Consider the following 15924-nt stretch of genomic DNA (forward strand, 5'->3'; position numbering starts at 1 on the left):
ATCTGAAGAGACCCCTCATGACTGGATTCAAGACCGCTCGGCGTGGATGGCTGACAACCTGGCTGGCGCCCCTCCTGATGGCACTGCTGGTGTCCGGTTGCAGCGAAGAGACCACTACCCGTTCGCCGATCACCCTGGAAGGCGACATCTTCGGCACCTTCTACCAGATCACCCTGGCCGACCCGCTGACACGCGAGCAGGTAGAGGAGATCGAGCAGGGCGTACTCGACGAGATGCACGCGGTCGACGCCTCCATGTCGACCTGGCGCGAGGATTCGGAGCTGTCCGCCTTCAATCAGTCACCGCTGGGGCAATGGCAGCCGATCTCCGACGAATTCATGGAGGTGCTGGCCATCAGCCAGTCGGTCAACCAGCAAAGTCACGGCGCCTTCGACGTCACCGTCGGTAGCCTGGTCAATCTGTGGAGCTTTGGCCCCGAGGCCCGGCCCCGGGAAATCCCCGAGGAAAACGTACTCGAGAAGCGCTTGTCTCAGGTCGGCATGGACGCGCTCGAGATCGACACCGCCGAGGCCCAGGCCCGTCGCCTGCGTGACGTCTACATCGATCTGTCCGGGGTGGCCAAGGGGTTCGCCACCGACGAGGTGGCGGCCTATCTGGATCGTCAGGGTATCGCCAACTACCTGGTCAATCTTGGTGGAGAGGTCAAGGTCAAGGGACGGCGTGACGGCGGCAAGGGGCTGTGGCGCATCGGTATCGAGGTGCCCGAGAACGGCGCGCCCAAGGCTCAGCACGTGGTCGGCCTCGATGATGTCTCGGTGGCGACTTCCGGTGACTACCGTCACTACTTCGAGGCCGATGGCAAGCGCTACTCCCATACCATCGACCCCCGCACAGGGCGCCCCATCACCCATCGGCTGGCCTCGGTGACGGTGGTGCATCCGTCCAATGCCTGGGCCGACGCCTGGGCCACCGCGCTGAGCGTGATGGGCGAAGAGGAAGGCATGCAGGCCGCCATCGACCAGGAGTTGCCGGTGGTGATGCTGGTGCGTCAGGGTGAGGGCTGGGAAAGTCGGGTCAGCCCCGCCTTTGTGACGCGCTTTGGGCAGGAGATGGTCGATACCCTGGGGCTGACGGTGGTGACGGATGTCGACACCCCGCTAGAATAGAAGCGCTGGCCTCTCACGACGGATCACTGAAACCGTTGGTCGGTTCGCTACTGTTGCGATATTTGCTTCGATCTTTTGTTTTAGACAAGGAGTCACGATGAGCCTCGATGTGGTGATTCTCGCCGCCGGACAGGGCACCCGCATGCGCTCGAGTCTGCCCAAGGTGCTGCATACCCTGGCGGGCAAGCCGATGGTCCGTCATGTGGTCGATACCGCCCGGGGTCTCGATGCGGATCGCACCCACGTGGTCATCGGGCACGGTGGCGAGCGGGTTCGCGATGCCCTGGCCGACAGCGAGGTTCGCTTTGCCCATCAGGCCGAGCAGAAGGGTACCGGTCACGCCGTCGCCCAGGCGCTGGGCCAGCTCGGCGATGGCAAGGTGCTGGTGCTCTACGGTGACGTGCCGCTGATCCGTCGGCAAACCCTGGCGGCCTTGCTGGAGCAGGTAGACGAGCGCCACATGGGACTTCTGACCGTGACCCTGGACGACCCGGCGGGATACGGCCGCATCGTGCGTGACGATCAAGGCAAGGTGGTGGCCATCGTCGAGCAGAAGGATGCCTCTGAAAGCGAGCTTGCGATCACCGAGTGCAACACCGGCATCATGGCCATGACCAGCGCCCAGCTGAAGCGCTGGTTGCCTGAGCTGTCGTCGGACAACGCCCAGGGCGAGTACTACCTGACCGATGTGATCGCCATGGCCGCCGCCGAGGGCATTGAGGTGGCCACTGCCCAGCCGGCACGGCCGATGGAGGTCGAAGGCGTCAACAATCGCGCCCAGATGGCGCGTCTCGAGCGAGCATACCAGCGCGACATCGCCGAGGCGCTGATGGAAAAGGGCGTGGCCCTGGCCGACCCAGACCGTCTCGACGTGCGTGGCAAGCTGACTTGCGGGCACGACGTCTTCATCGACGTGGGTTGTGTGTTCGAAGGCGAGGTGGAGCTCGGCGAAGGTGTGCGCATCGGCCCCTACTCGGTGGTACGCAACAGCCATGTTGGCGCCGAAAGCGTCATCGAGGCCCACAGCATCGTCGACGGTGCAGTATTGGCCGGGCTGAACCAGATCGGTCCCTTCGCCCGGCTGCGTCCTGGCTCGCGTCTGGCGGTCAAGGCGAAGGTCGGTAACTTTGTCGAAACCAAGAACGCCGAAGTGGGCGAGGGCAGCAAGATCAACCACCTGAGCTACGTGGGTGACGCCCGCCTGGGACGTGAGGTCAATATCGGCGCCGGCACTATCACCTGCAACTATGACGGCGCCAACAAGCACCGTACCGAGATCGGTGACGCCGCCTTCATCGGCTCCAATTCGGCGCTGGTAGCCCCGGTCAGTGTCGGCGAGGGCGCCACCGTCGGTGCCGGCTCCACCATCAGCCGCGACGTCGCCGATCATAGCCTGGCGGTGACAAGGTCTCGTCAGATCGCCAAGGCCAACTGGCCGAGGCCGACCAAGGACGAGGATTGACGGACGCTTCCGCCCGTTTCTGCCGTTGCGGCCCCCTCTCGATTGCTGGTCAGCGGTAGCCAATAACGAATCTCTCAAGGAGTGACCCCTATGTGTGGCATCGTCGCCGCGGTGGCCCAGCGCAACGTACAGAACATTCTGCTCGAAGGCCTCAAGCGCCTCGAGTACCGCGGCTATGACAGTGCCGGCATGGCGGTGCGCAGCCCCGAGGGAGAACTGGTGCGCCAGCGCGCGGTGGGCAAGGTGGCCGCGCTCGAGGCGCGACTGGAGGGTTCGGCGCTGCCGGGGCTCAGCGGTATTGCTCACACCCGCTGGGCGACCCACGGTCGCCCCAGCGAGCCCAACGCCCATCCCCACCAGTCGCGTGATCGCCTAGCGGTGGTACATAACGGCATCATCGAGAATCATGAGCAGCTGCGTCGGGAACTCACCGATCAGGGCTATGTGTTCGAGTCCGAGACCGATACCGAGGTGATCGCCCACCTGCTGGAGCGTGAGTCTCGCCGCGACGGTGATCTGCTCAGCGCCTTCCAGCGGGTCGTCGCCGGCCTCGATGGCGCCTACGCCCTGGGGGTCATGGCGGTGGACGAGCCCGATGTGGTGGTCGGCGCGCGCAAGGGCAGCCCGCTGGTGGTCGGCGTCGGCATCGGTGAGGCCTTCCTGGCGTCTGACCCGCTGGCGCTGCTGCCGGTGACCGATCGCTTCATCTATCTGCGTGAAGGCGACGTGGTGCGCCTGTCCGCCAATGGTCGCATCGAGATCTTCGATGCCGAGGGGACCGCCGTCGAGCGTGAGGTCCAGACCTTCGAGCATGGTGACGGCGCCGCCAGCAAGGGCGAGTACCGCCACTTCATGCTCAAGGAAATCCACGAACAGCCGGCGGTGATCGCCGCGGCGCTGGAAGGCCGCCTGGGCGACCGCTCGGTGCTGGTGGAAAGCTTCGGCCCCGATGCCGAGCGACTGTTCCAGCAGGTCCGCCAGATCCATATCGTGGCCTGCGGCACCAGCTATCACGCCGGCATGGTGGCGCGCTACTGGCTCGAGCGCTACACCGGCATCCCGGTGCAGGTGGAGGTCGCCTCCGAGTATCGCTACCGCCAGGTGGTGGTGCCCCAGGGTACCCTGTTCGTGACCCTGTCCCAGTCCGGCGAGACCGCCGACACCCTGGCCGCGCTGCGGTTTGCCATGGAGCAGGACAACTACCTGGGCAGCCTGGGTATCTGCAACGTACCGGGCAGCTCGCTGGTGCGCGAGGCCGACCTGAGCCTGATGACCCAGGCCGGCCCCGAGATCGGTGTGGCCTCCACCAAGGCCTTCACCACCCAGTTGACCGCACTGATGCTGTTCGCCCTGGCGCTTGGCCGAGTGCGGGGCATGGACGAGGACGAGCAGGCCGAGATCGTCGCCGCTCTGCGGACCCTGCCGGCGCTGTGCAGCCAGGTGCTGGGCCTGGACGAGGCCATCGAGCGGCTGTCCATGGCCTTCGCCGAGAAGCACCACGCGCTGTTCCTGGGACGTGGCGCCCACTTCCCCATCGCCCAGGAAGGCGCCTTGAAGCTCAAGGAGATTTCCTACATTCACGCCGAGGCCTACCCGGCGGGCGAGCTCAAGCACGGCCCCCTGGCGCTGGTGGACAGCGAGATGCCGGTGATCTCGGTGGCACCCAACGACGAATTGCTCGACAAGCTCAAGTCCAACCTGCAGGAGGTCAGGGCTCGAGGCGGCGAGCTGTACGTGTTCGCCGACGAGAACGTCGGCCTGAACGCCAGCGAGGGCATCCAGGTGCTGCACCTGCCCCACGTCCACGAGGCACTGGCGCCGATCCTCTACACCCTGCCGCTGCAGCTATTGTCGTACCACGTGGCGGTGCTCAAGGGGACCGATGTCGATCAGCCGCGCAATCTGGCCAAGTCGGTGACGGTGGAGTAGACATACCGTCGGGCGATAGTATGGCAGCGGTCGCAGACTCGGCGTGACGGAAGGGAAATCTTCCCATCAACTCCAGAGAAGGTGTTGATGCAGTCCGTTCTTGTTCTTGGAGGCTAAAGAGAGTGCGGTGACACCCCGGTGTCCCGCGCTCTTTTTGCCTGGGAATGGGGTCCACTTCAGTTCAAGGATGGAGAGCAAGTCACCGATCAATCAGACAGGACTGCCGCCAAATAGCCCGGCACCGGATTTGACGATATCTCGTTGCGTTCTCGGTGGTGATGATTCTGATGTGCTATACAGTGATCAAGGCGTTGAACGGAAAGCGGCGTCGCTTTCGTTGATATTTCCACGCGTTATTTGCGGTCCCCCCTGTTGTGCTGACCTGCACGGGGTAGAGGGTTTCAGGGGAGGGCTGCTGTTTCCGGTGCACATATTGACGCCGAGAGCTCAATCTTTCCGCTACTGGTAAGGGAGCCTCAGCTCTCATCGCTTGTCCTGTCACACGCAACAGCTGACGTGTGCGAGACTCACTCGGCCAGTGTGTTTCCATCCACAGGAGCATCATTCATGAGTACTCAAAGCGAGCAGGCTCCAACCCCGGTTTCGGACGACATGCAGACGGACTATACCGTCGGGCAGGACAACTTCGAGGGCAGCCTGGGGCCTATCGGCTTCGATATACATAACCGGGTCTTCGCCATCTCGGCGCTGGCCTCGATTGTCTTCATCGTGCTGACGCTGCTGTTCCCCGAGCGAGCCGGTAATCTATTTCAGTCCATTGTCAGCTTCTCCACCGGCACCCTCGACAGCTACTTCATGATCGTGGTGGACGGCTTCATCCTGTTCTGTCTGGCACTGGTCGTGCTGCCATACGGCAAGGTCCGCCTGGGCGGCCCCGACGCCACGCCGGAGTATGGCTACCTGTCCTGGTTTGCGATGCTGTTCGCGGCCGGCATTGGCATCGGCCTGCTGTTCTTCGGCGTGCTGGAACCGGTCTATCACGCCAACGTCTCCTCGCCGCTAGGCACGCCCTCGCCCTTCGGCAGCGACGGGGAACTGAACGCTGAGGCCATCGCCGACGCCACCGCCATGGGGCTGGCCGGCACCTATCTGCACTGGGGCATCCACGGCTGGGCCGTCTACGTGGTGATGGCGCTGGCGCTGTCCATCTTTACCTACAACAAGGGCCTGCCCTTCTCCATCCGTTCGGCGTTCTTCCCGCTGCTGGGTGACCGCGTCTGGGGCTGGTGGGGCCACGTCATCGACATCCTGGCGGTATTCTCGACCCTGTTTGGCCTGGCCACCTCGCTCGGCCTCGGCGCTCAGCAGGCCAACGCCGGCATGAACTTCGTCTTCGGCCTGGACGTCAGCATCACCACTCAGGTGGTCGTGATCGCAGCCGTCACCGCAGTGGCGCTGGTTTCGGTGTGGCGCGGTCTGGAAGGTGGCGTGAAGCGGCTTTCCGAGATCAACATGGGAATGGCCGTGCTGTTCTTCTTCTTCGTGCTGTTCGCCGGCCCGACCCTGGCAGCGCTCGCCGGCTTCTGGGCCGGCCTTGAGACCTACGTGACGAAGTTCATCCCGCTGTCGGCCCCCTTCGGCCGCGAGGACGACGCCTATCGCCAATCCTGGACCATCTTCTACTGGGCCTGGTGGATCAGCTGGGCGCCTTTCGTCGGCATGTTTATCGCCCGCGTCTCCCGGGGGCGCACGGTGCGTGAGTTCGTGATCTGTGTGCTGGTGATCCCGAGTCTGTTCATCTTCATCTGGATGGGCGTGTTCGGCGCCACCGCCCTCGACCAGCTATATGCCAATCCGGCCGGTAGCCTGGTCAAGGAATACGTGATCGACAGCTACAGCCCCGAGCTGTCGCTGTTCGCCATGCTCAACGAGCTGCCGCTGTCGGGCCTGATGTCGACCCTGGGCATTATCCTGGCGCTGATCTTCTTCGTCACCTCGTCGGATTCCGGCTCGCTGGTGATCGATACCATCACCGCCGGTGGCAAGATCGATGCACCGCGCCCTCAGCGCATGTTCTGGGCCACGGTGGAAGGCCTGATTGCCATCGTACTGCTGATCGGCGGCGGACTCTCGGCGCTCCAGGCCGGAGTCACGGCCACCGCGATCCCCTTCTCGGTGGTGATGATTGTGATGTGCTACACCATCATCAAGGCGCTGAACGGCGAGCTTCGTCAGTTACGCCGTCGGGGTGGCTGAGTCCTCTCATCATGCGAAATCTGTCGGCTTTCTTTGGTTGTAGATGCTCTATCTGCTGGCACAACAACGTCGACTGACCCCGTTTTGCTGCATCCAGCTTTGCCCGGCCTCACGAGGTCGGGCTTGTTCCCTTCCTGTTGTGTAGTGCTGAGGGAAGCGTAGGCTCAAGTGTCGCCGCAGATCCAGGAGGTGCGGTCGAGGACAACGCGATATTCCGTCTACCGGGGTATGGCTCCCCCTAGCTCGATAGATCAATGTTCAAGTCATTGATGGTAATGAACACAGTTTTTCTAGATAGGCGCTAGAAGCGTGACGCGATCGGTGCCGGCAGCCCAAATCCACATGAAGTGACGAAGAGCTCTTTCCAGAGTGATGTCGGCCGAGAGGTATCGCCGACGGCGCGACGAGTCAGCGTCATAGCTGCGAGGCCAAAGGTATCCTGGCGCAGCGCCGGGAAGTCTTGAGGCGACAAAGCAGCTTTATCCGGAGTGTTGGTCCTGGGACATCGGAAACCTCGGCCTGCCAGAGGTAGTGCACCTGAATCCCGAGAGGAATGCGGCGCCCCTGGCGGCAGGGTGTTAAAGAGTCAGAATCATTTCAAGTGTCATCTGTGTTGACAGGCTCCGCGCTGCCGGTCCGAGAACCAGATCACAAAAACAGCACGTTGATGCAGTGGTATTTTCTTGAGGTCGGCCAGGCGCCGCTTCTACTGCCTATCGATATATGCTGTACCGGTACTTGATAAAGAAGAAAGCTCGTAATTTTCCATATTTTCCGGTTCTAGCATTATGAATTTGTAAGATATATTTCTATTGTTTTGCTAATTCGGACGCTTCTTTTTCGTGCTTCATTGGGCACAATATCAAACACCGTTCTCGAACCTTCATTCCTATATTCGTTAGTTAAGCGCTTGGTTATACGTGGTCGCCATTCCTGCGAGTGGTTTGCCGGTCATGCCTGGGTCTCCGAGCGTGCAGGCGTCGGTGATTCAGTTCAGCGACAGCCGCCATGACGACCGCCACGACAACGATAATGAAGGGGGACGGCGATGAGCGGATTACGATCCACAAGCGCCTTGCTGACGGGAACCGGCCTTTGTCTGCTGATGCCGATCGCGGCCGAGGCGCAGACGTCGATGCAGGAACTCAATGACCTGAAGGCCCAGATCGAACAGCTCAAGGCCCAACAGCAGGCGGCCATGCAATTGGTCGAACAGCAGCAGGCCCAGATCGATAACCTGATCAACCAGCAGGCCAGCATGCAACAGGACGTCGCCGACGTCAGCGAGAACGTGGTCAAACGCACCGAGAGTGGCGACTTCCTGGTGGGAGATACCACGGTGTCCTTTGGCGGCTACATCAAGGCTCAGGCGGCGTTCTCCGACAATGGACTCAGCGACGGCAAGGCCAACGAGACGGTGACGGCGGGGCTGTTGCGCGCCACCGACGATGACGCCGACAACCGCGTCAGTTTCAGTGCGCGGGAAACGCGTCTGAGCTTCGGTACCAGTACACCGCTGGGTGGCGATACCATGAAGACCTATATCGAGACGGACTTCTATGGCGCCGACGACGAAGCCAACGAATTTGTTTCGCACTCCTACGCGCCGCGGCTGCGCCACGCCTACCTGAGCTGGGGCAACTGGCTGGCCGGGCAGTACTGGTCAACCTTCATGGATCTCAAGGGGCTTGGCGAGATCGACGCCTTCAGTACCCATACCGGCTCGATCTTCGTGCGCCAGCCACAGCTTCGCTATACCTATCCGCTGGATTGGGGCAGCCTGCAGTTCGCGGTGGAGAACCCCGAGGACGGCGACGACGACCAGGACACCCCGGACATGGTGGCCCGGGTCAATGTGGACCAGGAGTGGGGGCATGTTTCAGCGGCCACCGTGGTCAGGCGCTTCAGCCTGGATGACGCCGAGGACGACGACAGTCGCTGGGGGGCCGGTTACAGCCTGACCGGACGATTCCCGGTGTTCGAAAAAGACGACCTCATGCTGCAGGCCAACTATGGCAACCTGGGACGCTACATGGCGCTGGGCGCCTACCCCAACGCCAAGGTGGAGGACGGCCAGATCAAGATGGTGGAGTCCTGGGGCGCCTCGGCCATCTATCGTCACTACTGGACCGACACGCTGCGCTCGAGCATCGCCTACTCGGCGACTGAACTCGACAGCAACGGTACCGGCGACGACACCGACAGCTACGACAGCTTCTTTCTCAACCTGATGTGGTCGCCCTTTGCCAACACCACGCTGTCGGCGGAGTACCAGCGCTACGACCTGGATGAGGTGGACGGCGATACCTTCGACCTGGACAGGGTTCAGTTCTCCGCCAAGTACGACTTCTAGGAGGCTGAAAATCCCCTGTGTCCGTCGGCTTTTCGGACAGAGTCCCGGCTGAGGGCGAGAAGCTCCGGCGCTCGGCGCCGCTTGCAGCTTGTCAGCATCTCCCCGTTCGGCAACACCGGGCGGGGCGATGCTATGCTGGCGCCCCTGAAACCGTCGAGTCTGCCTTCTTGAACGATCGATCAGCGCAACCGCCCATGTACATTGGTCTGCCGATGTGGGCCAATCCCGACTGGCGTGGTGGTCTCTACCCACCCCACGCCGGGCGCGAGGGTTGGCTCGACGACTACGCCGCCGTATTCAACGCCGTCGAGGGAAATACCACCTTCTACAGCGGGGCGCCCAGGCCACGGACGGTGGAAGGTTGGTCCCGCCAGGCGCCACCGGGCTTTCGCTTCTGCTTCAAGCTGCCCCAGGCGCTGACACATGCAAAACGATTGCGCCAGGTCGAGACCGATGTGGGCGACTTCGTCGAGGCCCTGTGGCCACTGAAGGACCGACTCGGGCCGGTCATGATTCAGCTCCCCAGGGACTTTGGTCCTGAGGAGGTGCCTGCTCTGGAGAAGGTTCTACGAGATTGGCCACAAGACGTACCCTGCGCAGTAGAACTGCGCCACAGTGAATTTTTCCACAAGGGGAGCGCCGAGAGAGATATCAACGCCCTGTTGATAAGTCATGGCGCCGATCGCGTGATGCTGGATGTCAGGCCGTTGTTTTCCGGGCCGCCCGAGGCCCATTCGGGATTGATCCAGGCTCGTGCGGAAAAGCCAAGACGCCCACTACACGTGATCTCTACAGCAAAATTTCCTGTGATACGTTTCATTGGCCATCTTGACAGCGCCATCAACGAGCACTATTTCACCCCCTGGATAGACCAGCTCGCCTTGTGGATAAAACAGGGGAAAACCCCTTTTCTTTTTGTGCATACGGCGGATAATCGCGAGGCCCCGGAACTGGCCAGAAACCTGTACGCCAGAGTCGCCGATAGAATGGGGTGGCAGGCATTGCCCGGGTTTCCGGGAGATCGACAGAATCAGCTGCTTTGACCATTGTTGGCTGGCGTTTGTTATTGTCATACGCTAGTTTTGTCGGCTGTTCGTCACTTGCCACGGGCCAGAGACGGTCGCCTCCTTATCCTTGGATGGTGACTCGCCTGGACCCACCGGTCTCGACCAGCGCGAACCCTGCGCTGGGGAAGAGTGGTGTGCCGGCAGTGATCCTGCTGACATCCGTCAGACCCCTTGTACATCGGTGGATCCGTGACCCGGACCATCGAGGACGTGGCGACTACAAACACAACGCCGTCATTGCATCCGATCGATCGATGACGACACGTATCCGAAGGGTGATTTATGTCCAAAACGACACATGCGCAGTGGTCATCGCGCTTTTCCTTTATCCTCGCCGCCACCGGTTCCGCTGTCGGGCTTGGTAATATCTGGAAGTTTCCCTACATGGTGGGCGAGAGCGGTGGTGCCGCCTTCGTGCTCGTCTACCTGCTGTGCATCGGCCTGATCGGCCTGCCGATCCTGGTCACCGAGTGGATGATCGGTCGGCGTGGGCAAAGCAACCCGGTCAATGCCATGGCCAGCGTCGCGGCCAAGGCCGGTCAGCCCAAGGTCTGGGCCCTGGTCGGCGTCGCCGGGGTCATCGGTGCCTTCCTGATCCTGTCGTTCTACAGCGTGATCGGTGGCTGGTCGCTGTACTACACCCTCGGTAGCGTGACCGGTGACTTCAGCGGCCAGGACGCCGACGGTATCGGTGCCTTGTTCAGCGGCATGCTGGCAAGCCCCGGTCTGCTGCTGCTGTGGCACTCCATCTTCATGCTGCTGGTCATCGGTATCGTTGCTCGCGGCGTGACCAAGGGCCTGGAAGGCGCGGTCAACGTGTTGATGCCGGCCCTGGCGCTGCTGCTGGTGGTGCTGGTGGGCTACGGCATGACCACCGGCCACTTCGGTGAGGCGTTGAACTATCTGTTCAACCCGGACTGGTCAGCACTCAATGGTGAGGTGGTACTGGCAGCGCTGGGACACGCCTTCTTCACCCTGTCACTGGGCATGGGCATCATGATCGCCTACGGTTCCTACCTCGGCGAGAAGGTCGACCTGATCAAGACCGCACGCACCGTGGTGATCATGGATACCGTGATCGCACTCGGCGCGGGCCTGGCGATCTTCCCGATCGTGTTTGCCAATCAGCTCGACCTGGCCTCCGGCCCGAGCCTGATCTTCGTCACCCTGCCGCTGGCCTTCGGCAATATGGGCGGTGGCCTGATCTTGGGCCTGATGTTCTTCCTGCTGCTGACCTTCGCCGCCCTGACCTCGGCCATTTCGCTGCTCGAGCCGGTGGTCGAGTTTGTCGAAGAGCGCACGCCGTTGTCGCGTTCCGCGTCGGCGGTGGTCTCCGGCATCGGCGCCTGGGCGCTGGGTATCGCCGCTCTGCTGTCCTTCAACGTGTGGAGTGACCCGGTACTGTTTGGCCTCGGGGTGTTCGACCTGCTGGACAAGCTGACCAGCAAGTTCATGCTGCCGTTGACCGGCCTGGGTGCCATCCTGTTCGCGGGCTGGTTCCTCAACCGCGAAGGCGTGGCCGAAGACCTCGGTCTGTCCGGTGGCAAGGAAGTACTGTGGGTCGCCTTGACCCGCTTCGTGGCGCCCATCGGTGTGGCGGTGGTGTTCATCTCCAGCCTGTAACAGGCGTCATTGCTGCATGCCAGACCAGAGACCCGGCCTTGTGCCGGGTCTCTGCGTTGACAGGCAATGCCAGACGATCCATCGGAACCGGGCGGCAGGGCAATACTGCTGCCCGTACAGAGTGACCAAAGGGGGACGTCAACGAGGTGGCAGTGGGGCCTCAGCGGGAGCCCAACGAGACGTCAGTGCTTGTTCATTGATGCCTGCAGCCAAAGACATGCATTTGGGAGAGCATGCCAGGAGGGACGCTTGGCGGTGCCTTTGACGCGCCTGGGGCTTTCAGGCGACAGACACCCGATGGCGAGTCTCGTCGGTGCGATTCTCGCAAGGGATGGGCCGGCCGTCGCTCGAGCCAGCGGCCAGGCCCCGAATATGGTTCAGACCCGCGTTGTTGGCGGTCTGGCGCACGTCGGGCCGGCGGCCACGCGTGCTGGTTCAGTCTACCGGGTCAGTGCATTTCGTCGTCGTTGCCGTCTTCCGGCAGTTCGGCGATGTCTTCGGATAGACGCTTGAATTCCCGATGAAGCTCGATGCCGCGGCGGGCTCGCAGGTTGCGTTGGGCCGCGGTGCGGGAGCGCCTTTCGTGTTCGGCGACTTCCATGCTCATGAAGATGTCGAGGAGTTCACTCTTGACGGAGGATAACCTTTCGACATTACGCATGATCGATTCTCCTATGCAGTGAATGTGCCGGCATCCAGGACGCTGCGCGACACTGCCCTTTTACTATACCCCAGTTGACAAAAAGATGACGGTGTGGACGTCAATCCTGCAACGTTCTGCCAACGCTAGAAAAAAATCCATCCGGTTGCGCAGGGGCGGCCTGGGGGCTCGATGCATGACGCAGCACAGGGCGCATTTGACGCCGTCATGGGGCATACTGGAACCAGACCGGATCGATAGCGACGGGCATTGCGCCCTGCCAGCTCCGGGTCCTCCCAGCCAGTCAAAGGAGTAGAGGGTGAGTCGCGCGCTGTTTGATGAAATGCGACGTCGCATGGAGCACTTCCGTCGGTCGGAGCAGAAGGTCGCACGCTTCGTATTGCGCAACCCCGACGAAGTTATCCACATGCGTATCGTCGATCTGGCCACCGAGGCCAAGGTCAGCGAGCCCACGGTGGTACGCTTCTGCCGGGCCCTGGGCTGCAACGGCTTTCAGGACTTCAAGCTGAAGTTGGCGCAGATGCTGGCGTCGGGCAGCCAGTTCGCGCAGTTCTCGATGAATGACAGCGACTCCGTGGCCGAGTTTTCCCACAGCATCTTCGATTCCACGGTGGGGACCCTGCTGTCGATCAGGGACCGGCTCGACAACGAGGCGTTGAACAAGACCATCAACGCCCTGGCCATGGCCAATCGCGTCGAGTTCTACGGCTACGGAGCCTCCGGTGCGGTGGCCTTCGATGCTCAGCACAAGTTTTTCAGGCTGCAGATTTCCACCGCCGCCTACGCCGATCCGCACATGCAGAACATGTCGGCGGTGACCCTCAAGGAAGGCGATGTGGTGGTGGCGATCTCGCAGACCGGCCGCACCCGGGCACTGGTGGCCAGCGTCAAGCTGGCACGGGAGGCGGGCGCCACCGTGGTCGGTCTCTGTCCCAGTGGCTCCCCCCTGGCGGACGAAGTCGACCTGCCGCTGTACATCGATGTGCCCGAAGACACCGAGATCTACACGCCCATGAGTTCCCGTATCGCCCATCTGGTACTGGTCGACGTGCTGGCGGTGGGAGTGGCGAAGACCCGGGGCCCCAAGCTCGCCGAGCAGCTCAAGGCGGTAAAGCGCAGCCTCAACCCGCTGCGCTATCCGGAGTCCGATCCTTCCTGACCGAGGGCGCCCTGCCTGTCCATTTATCCAGCATCGCTGTGGTAGACTGGGCGCCCATTTTCGATCTCGAGCGGTGCCTTCTCCATGGACGACGTCACGGCGATCATCGACGGCCTCAATGCGGCGCAGCATGAGGCGGTCTGCGCTCCCCAGGGCAATATGCTGGTGCTCGCCGGCGCCGGTTCCGGCAAGACCCGCGTGCTGGTCCATCGCATCGCCTGGCTGATGCAGGCGGAAGGTCTCTCGCCCTACGCGGTGCTGGCGGTGACCTTCACCAACAAGGCCGCCAGGGAGATGCGCACTCGCCTGGAGGCGTTGCTAGGGATCTCGCTGCGCCATGTCTGGGTGGGTACCTTTCACTCCATCGCCCACCGCCTGCTGCGTACCCACTGGCAGGATGCTCGTCTGCCCCAGCACTTCCAGATCATCGACTCCGATGATCAGCTACGTCTGATCAAGCGCCTGTTGAAGGACAACAAGATCGACGACGAGCGTTTTCCGCCCCGTCAGGTGCAGTCGTTTATCAGCGGCTGCAAAGAGGAGGGATTGCGTCCTCACCAGGTCCGGATCAACGGTGACGCCTACGTGGAGCAGATGGTGGCGCTGTATGACGTCTACCAGCTGACCTGCGAACGTGGCGGCCTGGTCGACTTTGGCGAGCTGCTGCTCAGGAGCCTCGAGCTGTTGCGCGACAATCCTGCTCTGCTGGCCCACTATCAGGAGCGCTTCGCCCACGTACTGGTCGACGAGTTCCAGGATACCAACACCCTGCAGTATGCCTGGCTGAAGCTGTTGACCGGACAGCGCACGCCGATGACGGTAGTCGGCGATGACGACCAGTCGATCTACGGCTGGCGCGGGGCACGGGTGGAGAACATTCGTCGCTTCGAGCAGGAATTCACCGACACCAAAACGGTGCGCCTGGAGCAGAACTATCGCTCCACCAGCGCCATCCTCGACGCCGCCAACGCCCTGATCAAGCAGAACTCGGATCGCATGGGCAAGGAGCTGTGGACCGCCGGCAGTCGTGGCGAACCGATTTCGGTCTACGCCGGTTTCAACGACTTGGAGGAGGCGCGCTTTATCGTCGACACCATCAAGGAAAAGGTCGACGAGGGGTTCAAGCGCCAGGAGGTGGCCATCCTCTATCGCTCCAACGCCCAGTCCCGCGTTATCGAGGAGACCCTGATCCGCCAGGGCATGCCCTACCGCATCTACGGGGGCCAGCGCTTCTACGAGCGCCTCGAGATCAAGAATGCGCTGGCCTACCTGCGGCTGCTGCTCAACCGCGACGACGATGCCTCGCTGGAGCGGGTGATCAATGTCCCTGCCCGCGGTATCGGTACCCGCACGGTGGAGGGACTGCGCGATCGTGCCCGTCGTACCGAAGTGTCGCTGTGGCAGGCGATCCACGACACCCTGGCCGAAGGCTCGCTCAAGGGGCGTGCGGCCAACGCCGTGGGTGCCTTTGCCAATCTGATCGAAGGCCTCGACAACGACACCTCGGGGATGGCGCTTCACGAGATCATCGCCCACGTGAATCAGCGCAGTGGACTGATTGACCATCATCTGAGCGAGAAGGGGGAAAAGGGGCAGGCCCGGGTCGAGAACCTGGAAGAGCTGATCAACGCCGCCCGTGCCTTCACCCAGGGCGAGACGCTGGACAACGTCGAAGCCGGGGAGGGCATGGCCGCGCTGGAAGCCTTTCTGGCCGAAGCTGCCCTCAATGCCGGCGAGCACGAGGCCGACGAATTCGAGGACAGCGTCCAGTTGATGACGCTGCACTCGGCCAAGGGGCTCGAATTTCCCATCGTGTTCGTGGCCGGGGTCGAGGAAGGCCTGTTTCCCCACCGCATGTCGCTGGAAGAACCCGGGCGCCTGGAGGAGGAGCGCAGGCTCTGCTACGTCGGGGTCACGCGCGCCATGCAGAAGCTCTACCTCACCCACGCCGAGATCCGTCGCATGCACGGCAAGGAGACCTTTCAGCGCCCGTCGCGCTTTCTGCGTGAGTTGCCGGAGTCGCTGCTCGAGGAGGTGCGTCTGCGTGGCCAGGTGTCACGTCCGGTCAGCGCCCGGCCAACGCCGTCGCGCTTCGCCCAGACGACCGTGGAGGCGAGCGGCGATCTACCTGCCTTGTCGCTGGGCCAGCGGGTACGCCATCCGGTATTCGGGGAGGGGGTCATCCTCAACGCCGAAGGAGAGGGCGAGCGGGCCCGTGTCCAGGTCAGCTTCGAAGGCCACGGCGACAAGTGGCTGGTGCTGGGCTTCGCCAAGCTGGAGGCGCTGTAGCGGGGTCTCAGTCTAGTCATCAAGGCGCCGGTGACCG

General features: G+C 62.5%; 10 protein-coding genes. 9 read left to right on the forward strand and 1 reads right to left on the reverse strand.

Going from position 1 to position 15924, the window contains the following annotated elements; genetic code table 11:
- Positions 1 to 17 precede the first annotated feature (17 nt).
- From C6W88_RS06910 to C6W88_RS06940, 7 genes are all read left to right on the forward strand, one after another.
- Positions 18 to 1127, forward strand: coding sequence for an FAD:protein FMN transferase (locus tag C6W88_RS06910; RefSeq protein ID WP_108131962.1), 1110 nt, complete (start codon positions 18 to 20; stop codon positions 1125 to 1127).
- Between the two features lie 97 nt (positions 1128 to 1224).
- Positions 1225 to 2589, forward strand: coding sequence for a bifunctional UDP-N-acetylglucosamine diphosphorylase/glucosamine-1-phosphate N-acetyltransferase GlmU (gene glmU, locus C6W88_RS06915; protein ID WP_108131963.1), 1365 nt, complete (start codon positions 1225 to 1227; stop codon positions 2587 to 2589).
- Between the two features lie 90 nt (positions 2590 to 2679).
- A complete protein-coding gene (gene glmS, locus C6W88_RS06920; RefSeq protein WP_108131964.1) occupies positions 2680 to 4518 on the forward strand; it encodes a glutamine--fructose-6-phosphate transaminase (isomerizing) in 1839 nt (612 codons plus the stop codon).
- Between the two features lie 567 nt (positions 4519 to 5085).
- The gene (locus tag C6W88_RS06925) at positions 5086 to 6735 is read left to right on the forward strand and encodes a BCCT family transporter (protein ID WP_108131965.1); all 1650 of its coding nucleotides are present in this window, start codon (positions 5086 to 5088) and stop codon (positions 6733 to 6735) included.
- A 1048-nt stretch (positions 6736 to 7783) separates the two neighbouring features.
- The gene (locus tag C6W88_RS06930) at positions 7784 to 9088 is read left to right on the forward strand and encodes a DcaP family trimeric outer membrane transporter (RefSeq protein ID WP_146164640.1); all 1305 of its coding nucleotides are present in this window, start codon (positions 7784 to 7786) and stop codon (positions 9086 to 9088) included.
- A 194-nt stretch (positions 9089 to 9282) separates the two neighbouring features.
- Positions 9283 to 10131 (forward strand): DUF72 domain-containing protein, encoded by an 849-nt coding sequence (locus C6W88_RS06935; RefSeq protein WP_108131967.1) that lies wholly within the window; start codon positions 9283 to 9285, stop codon positions 10129 to 10131.
- 306 nt (positions 10132 to 10437) lie between these two features.
- The gene (locus C6W88_RS06940; RefSeq protein WP_108131968.1) at positions 10438 to 11778 is read left to right on the forward strand and encodes a sodium-dependent transporter; all 1341 of its coding nucleotides are present in this window, start codon (positions 10438 to 10440) and stop codon (positions 11776 to 11778) included.
- Between the two features lie 448 nt (positions 11779 to 12226).
- Here C6W88_RS06940 and C6W88_RS06945 read toward each other — a convergent pair whose 3' ends face one another.
- The gene (locus C6W88_RS06945; RefSeq protein ID WP_045994480.1) at positions 12227 to 12439 is read right to left on the reverse strand and encodes a PA3496 family putative envelope integrity protein; all 213 of its coding nucleotides are present in this window, start codon (positions 12437 to 12439) and stop codon (positions 12227 to 12229) included.
- Between the two features lie 298 nt (positions 12440 to 12737).
- On the opposite strand from C6W88_RS06945, the gene hexR reads away from it, so the two are divergent.
- Positions 12738 to 13598, forward strand: coding sequence for a transcriptional regulator HexR (hexR, locus tag C6W88_RS06950; RefSeq protein ID WP_045994481.1), 861 nt, complete (start codon positions 12738 to 12740; stop codon positions 13596 to 13598).
- An 84-nt stretch (positions 13599 to 13682) separates the two neighbouring features.
- Positions 13683 to 15887, forward strand: coding sequence for a DNA helicase II (gene uvrD / locus C6W88_RS06955; protein ID WP_108131969.1), 2205 nt, complete (start codon positions 13683 to 13685; stop codon positions 15885 to 15887).
- The last annotated feature ends 37 nt before the right edge of the window (positions 15888 to 15924 follow it).

Origin of the sequence: Halomonas litopenaei, assembly GCF_003045775.1 — a bacterium.
GTDB lineage: Bacteria > Pseudomonadota > Gammaproteobacteria > Pseudomonadales > Halomonadaceae > Halomonas > Halomonas litopenaei.

Excerpts from the sequence above, each read along its gene's own strand:
- C6W88_RS06910 (WP_108131962.1), top strand. The coding sequence starts at position 18 with ATGACTGGATTCAAGACCGCTCGGCGTGGATGGCTGACAACCTGGCTG.
- glmU (WP_108131963.1), top strand. The coding sequence starts at position 1,225 with ATGAGCCTCGATGTGGTGATTCTCGCCGCCGGACAGGGCACCCGCATG.
- glmS (WP_108131964.1), top strand. The coding sequence starts at position 2,680 with ATGTGTGGCATCGTCGCCGCGGTGGCCCAGCGCAACGTACAGAACATT.
- C6W88_RS06925 (WP_108131965.1), top strand. The coding sequence starts at position 5,086 with ATGAGTACTCAAAGCGAGCAGGCTCCAACCCCGGTTTCGGACGACATG.
- C6W88_RS06930 (WP_146164640.1), top strand. The coding sequence starts at position 7,784 with ATGAGCGGATTACGATCCACAAGCGCCTTGCTGACGGGAACCGGCCTT.
- C6W88_RS06935 (WP_108131967.1), top strand. The coding sequence starts at position 9,283 with ATGTACATTGGTCTGCCGATGTGGGCCAATCCCGACTGGCGTGGTGGT.
- C6W88_RS06940 (WP_108131968.1), top strand. The coding sequence starts at position 10,438 with ATGTCCAAAACGACACATGCGCAGTGGTCATCGCGCTTTTCCTTTATC.
- C6W88_RS06945 (WP_045994480.1), bottom strand. The coding sequence starts at position 12,439 with ATGCGTAATGTCGAAAGGTTATCCTCCGTCAAGAGTGAACTCCTCGAC.
- uvrD (WP_108131969.1), top strand. The coding sequence starts at position 13,683 with ATGGACGACGTCACGGCGATCATCGACGGCCTCAATGCGGCGCAGCAT.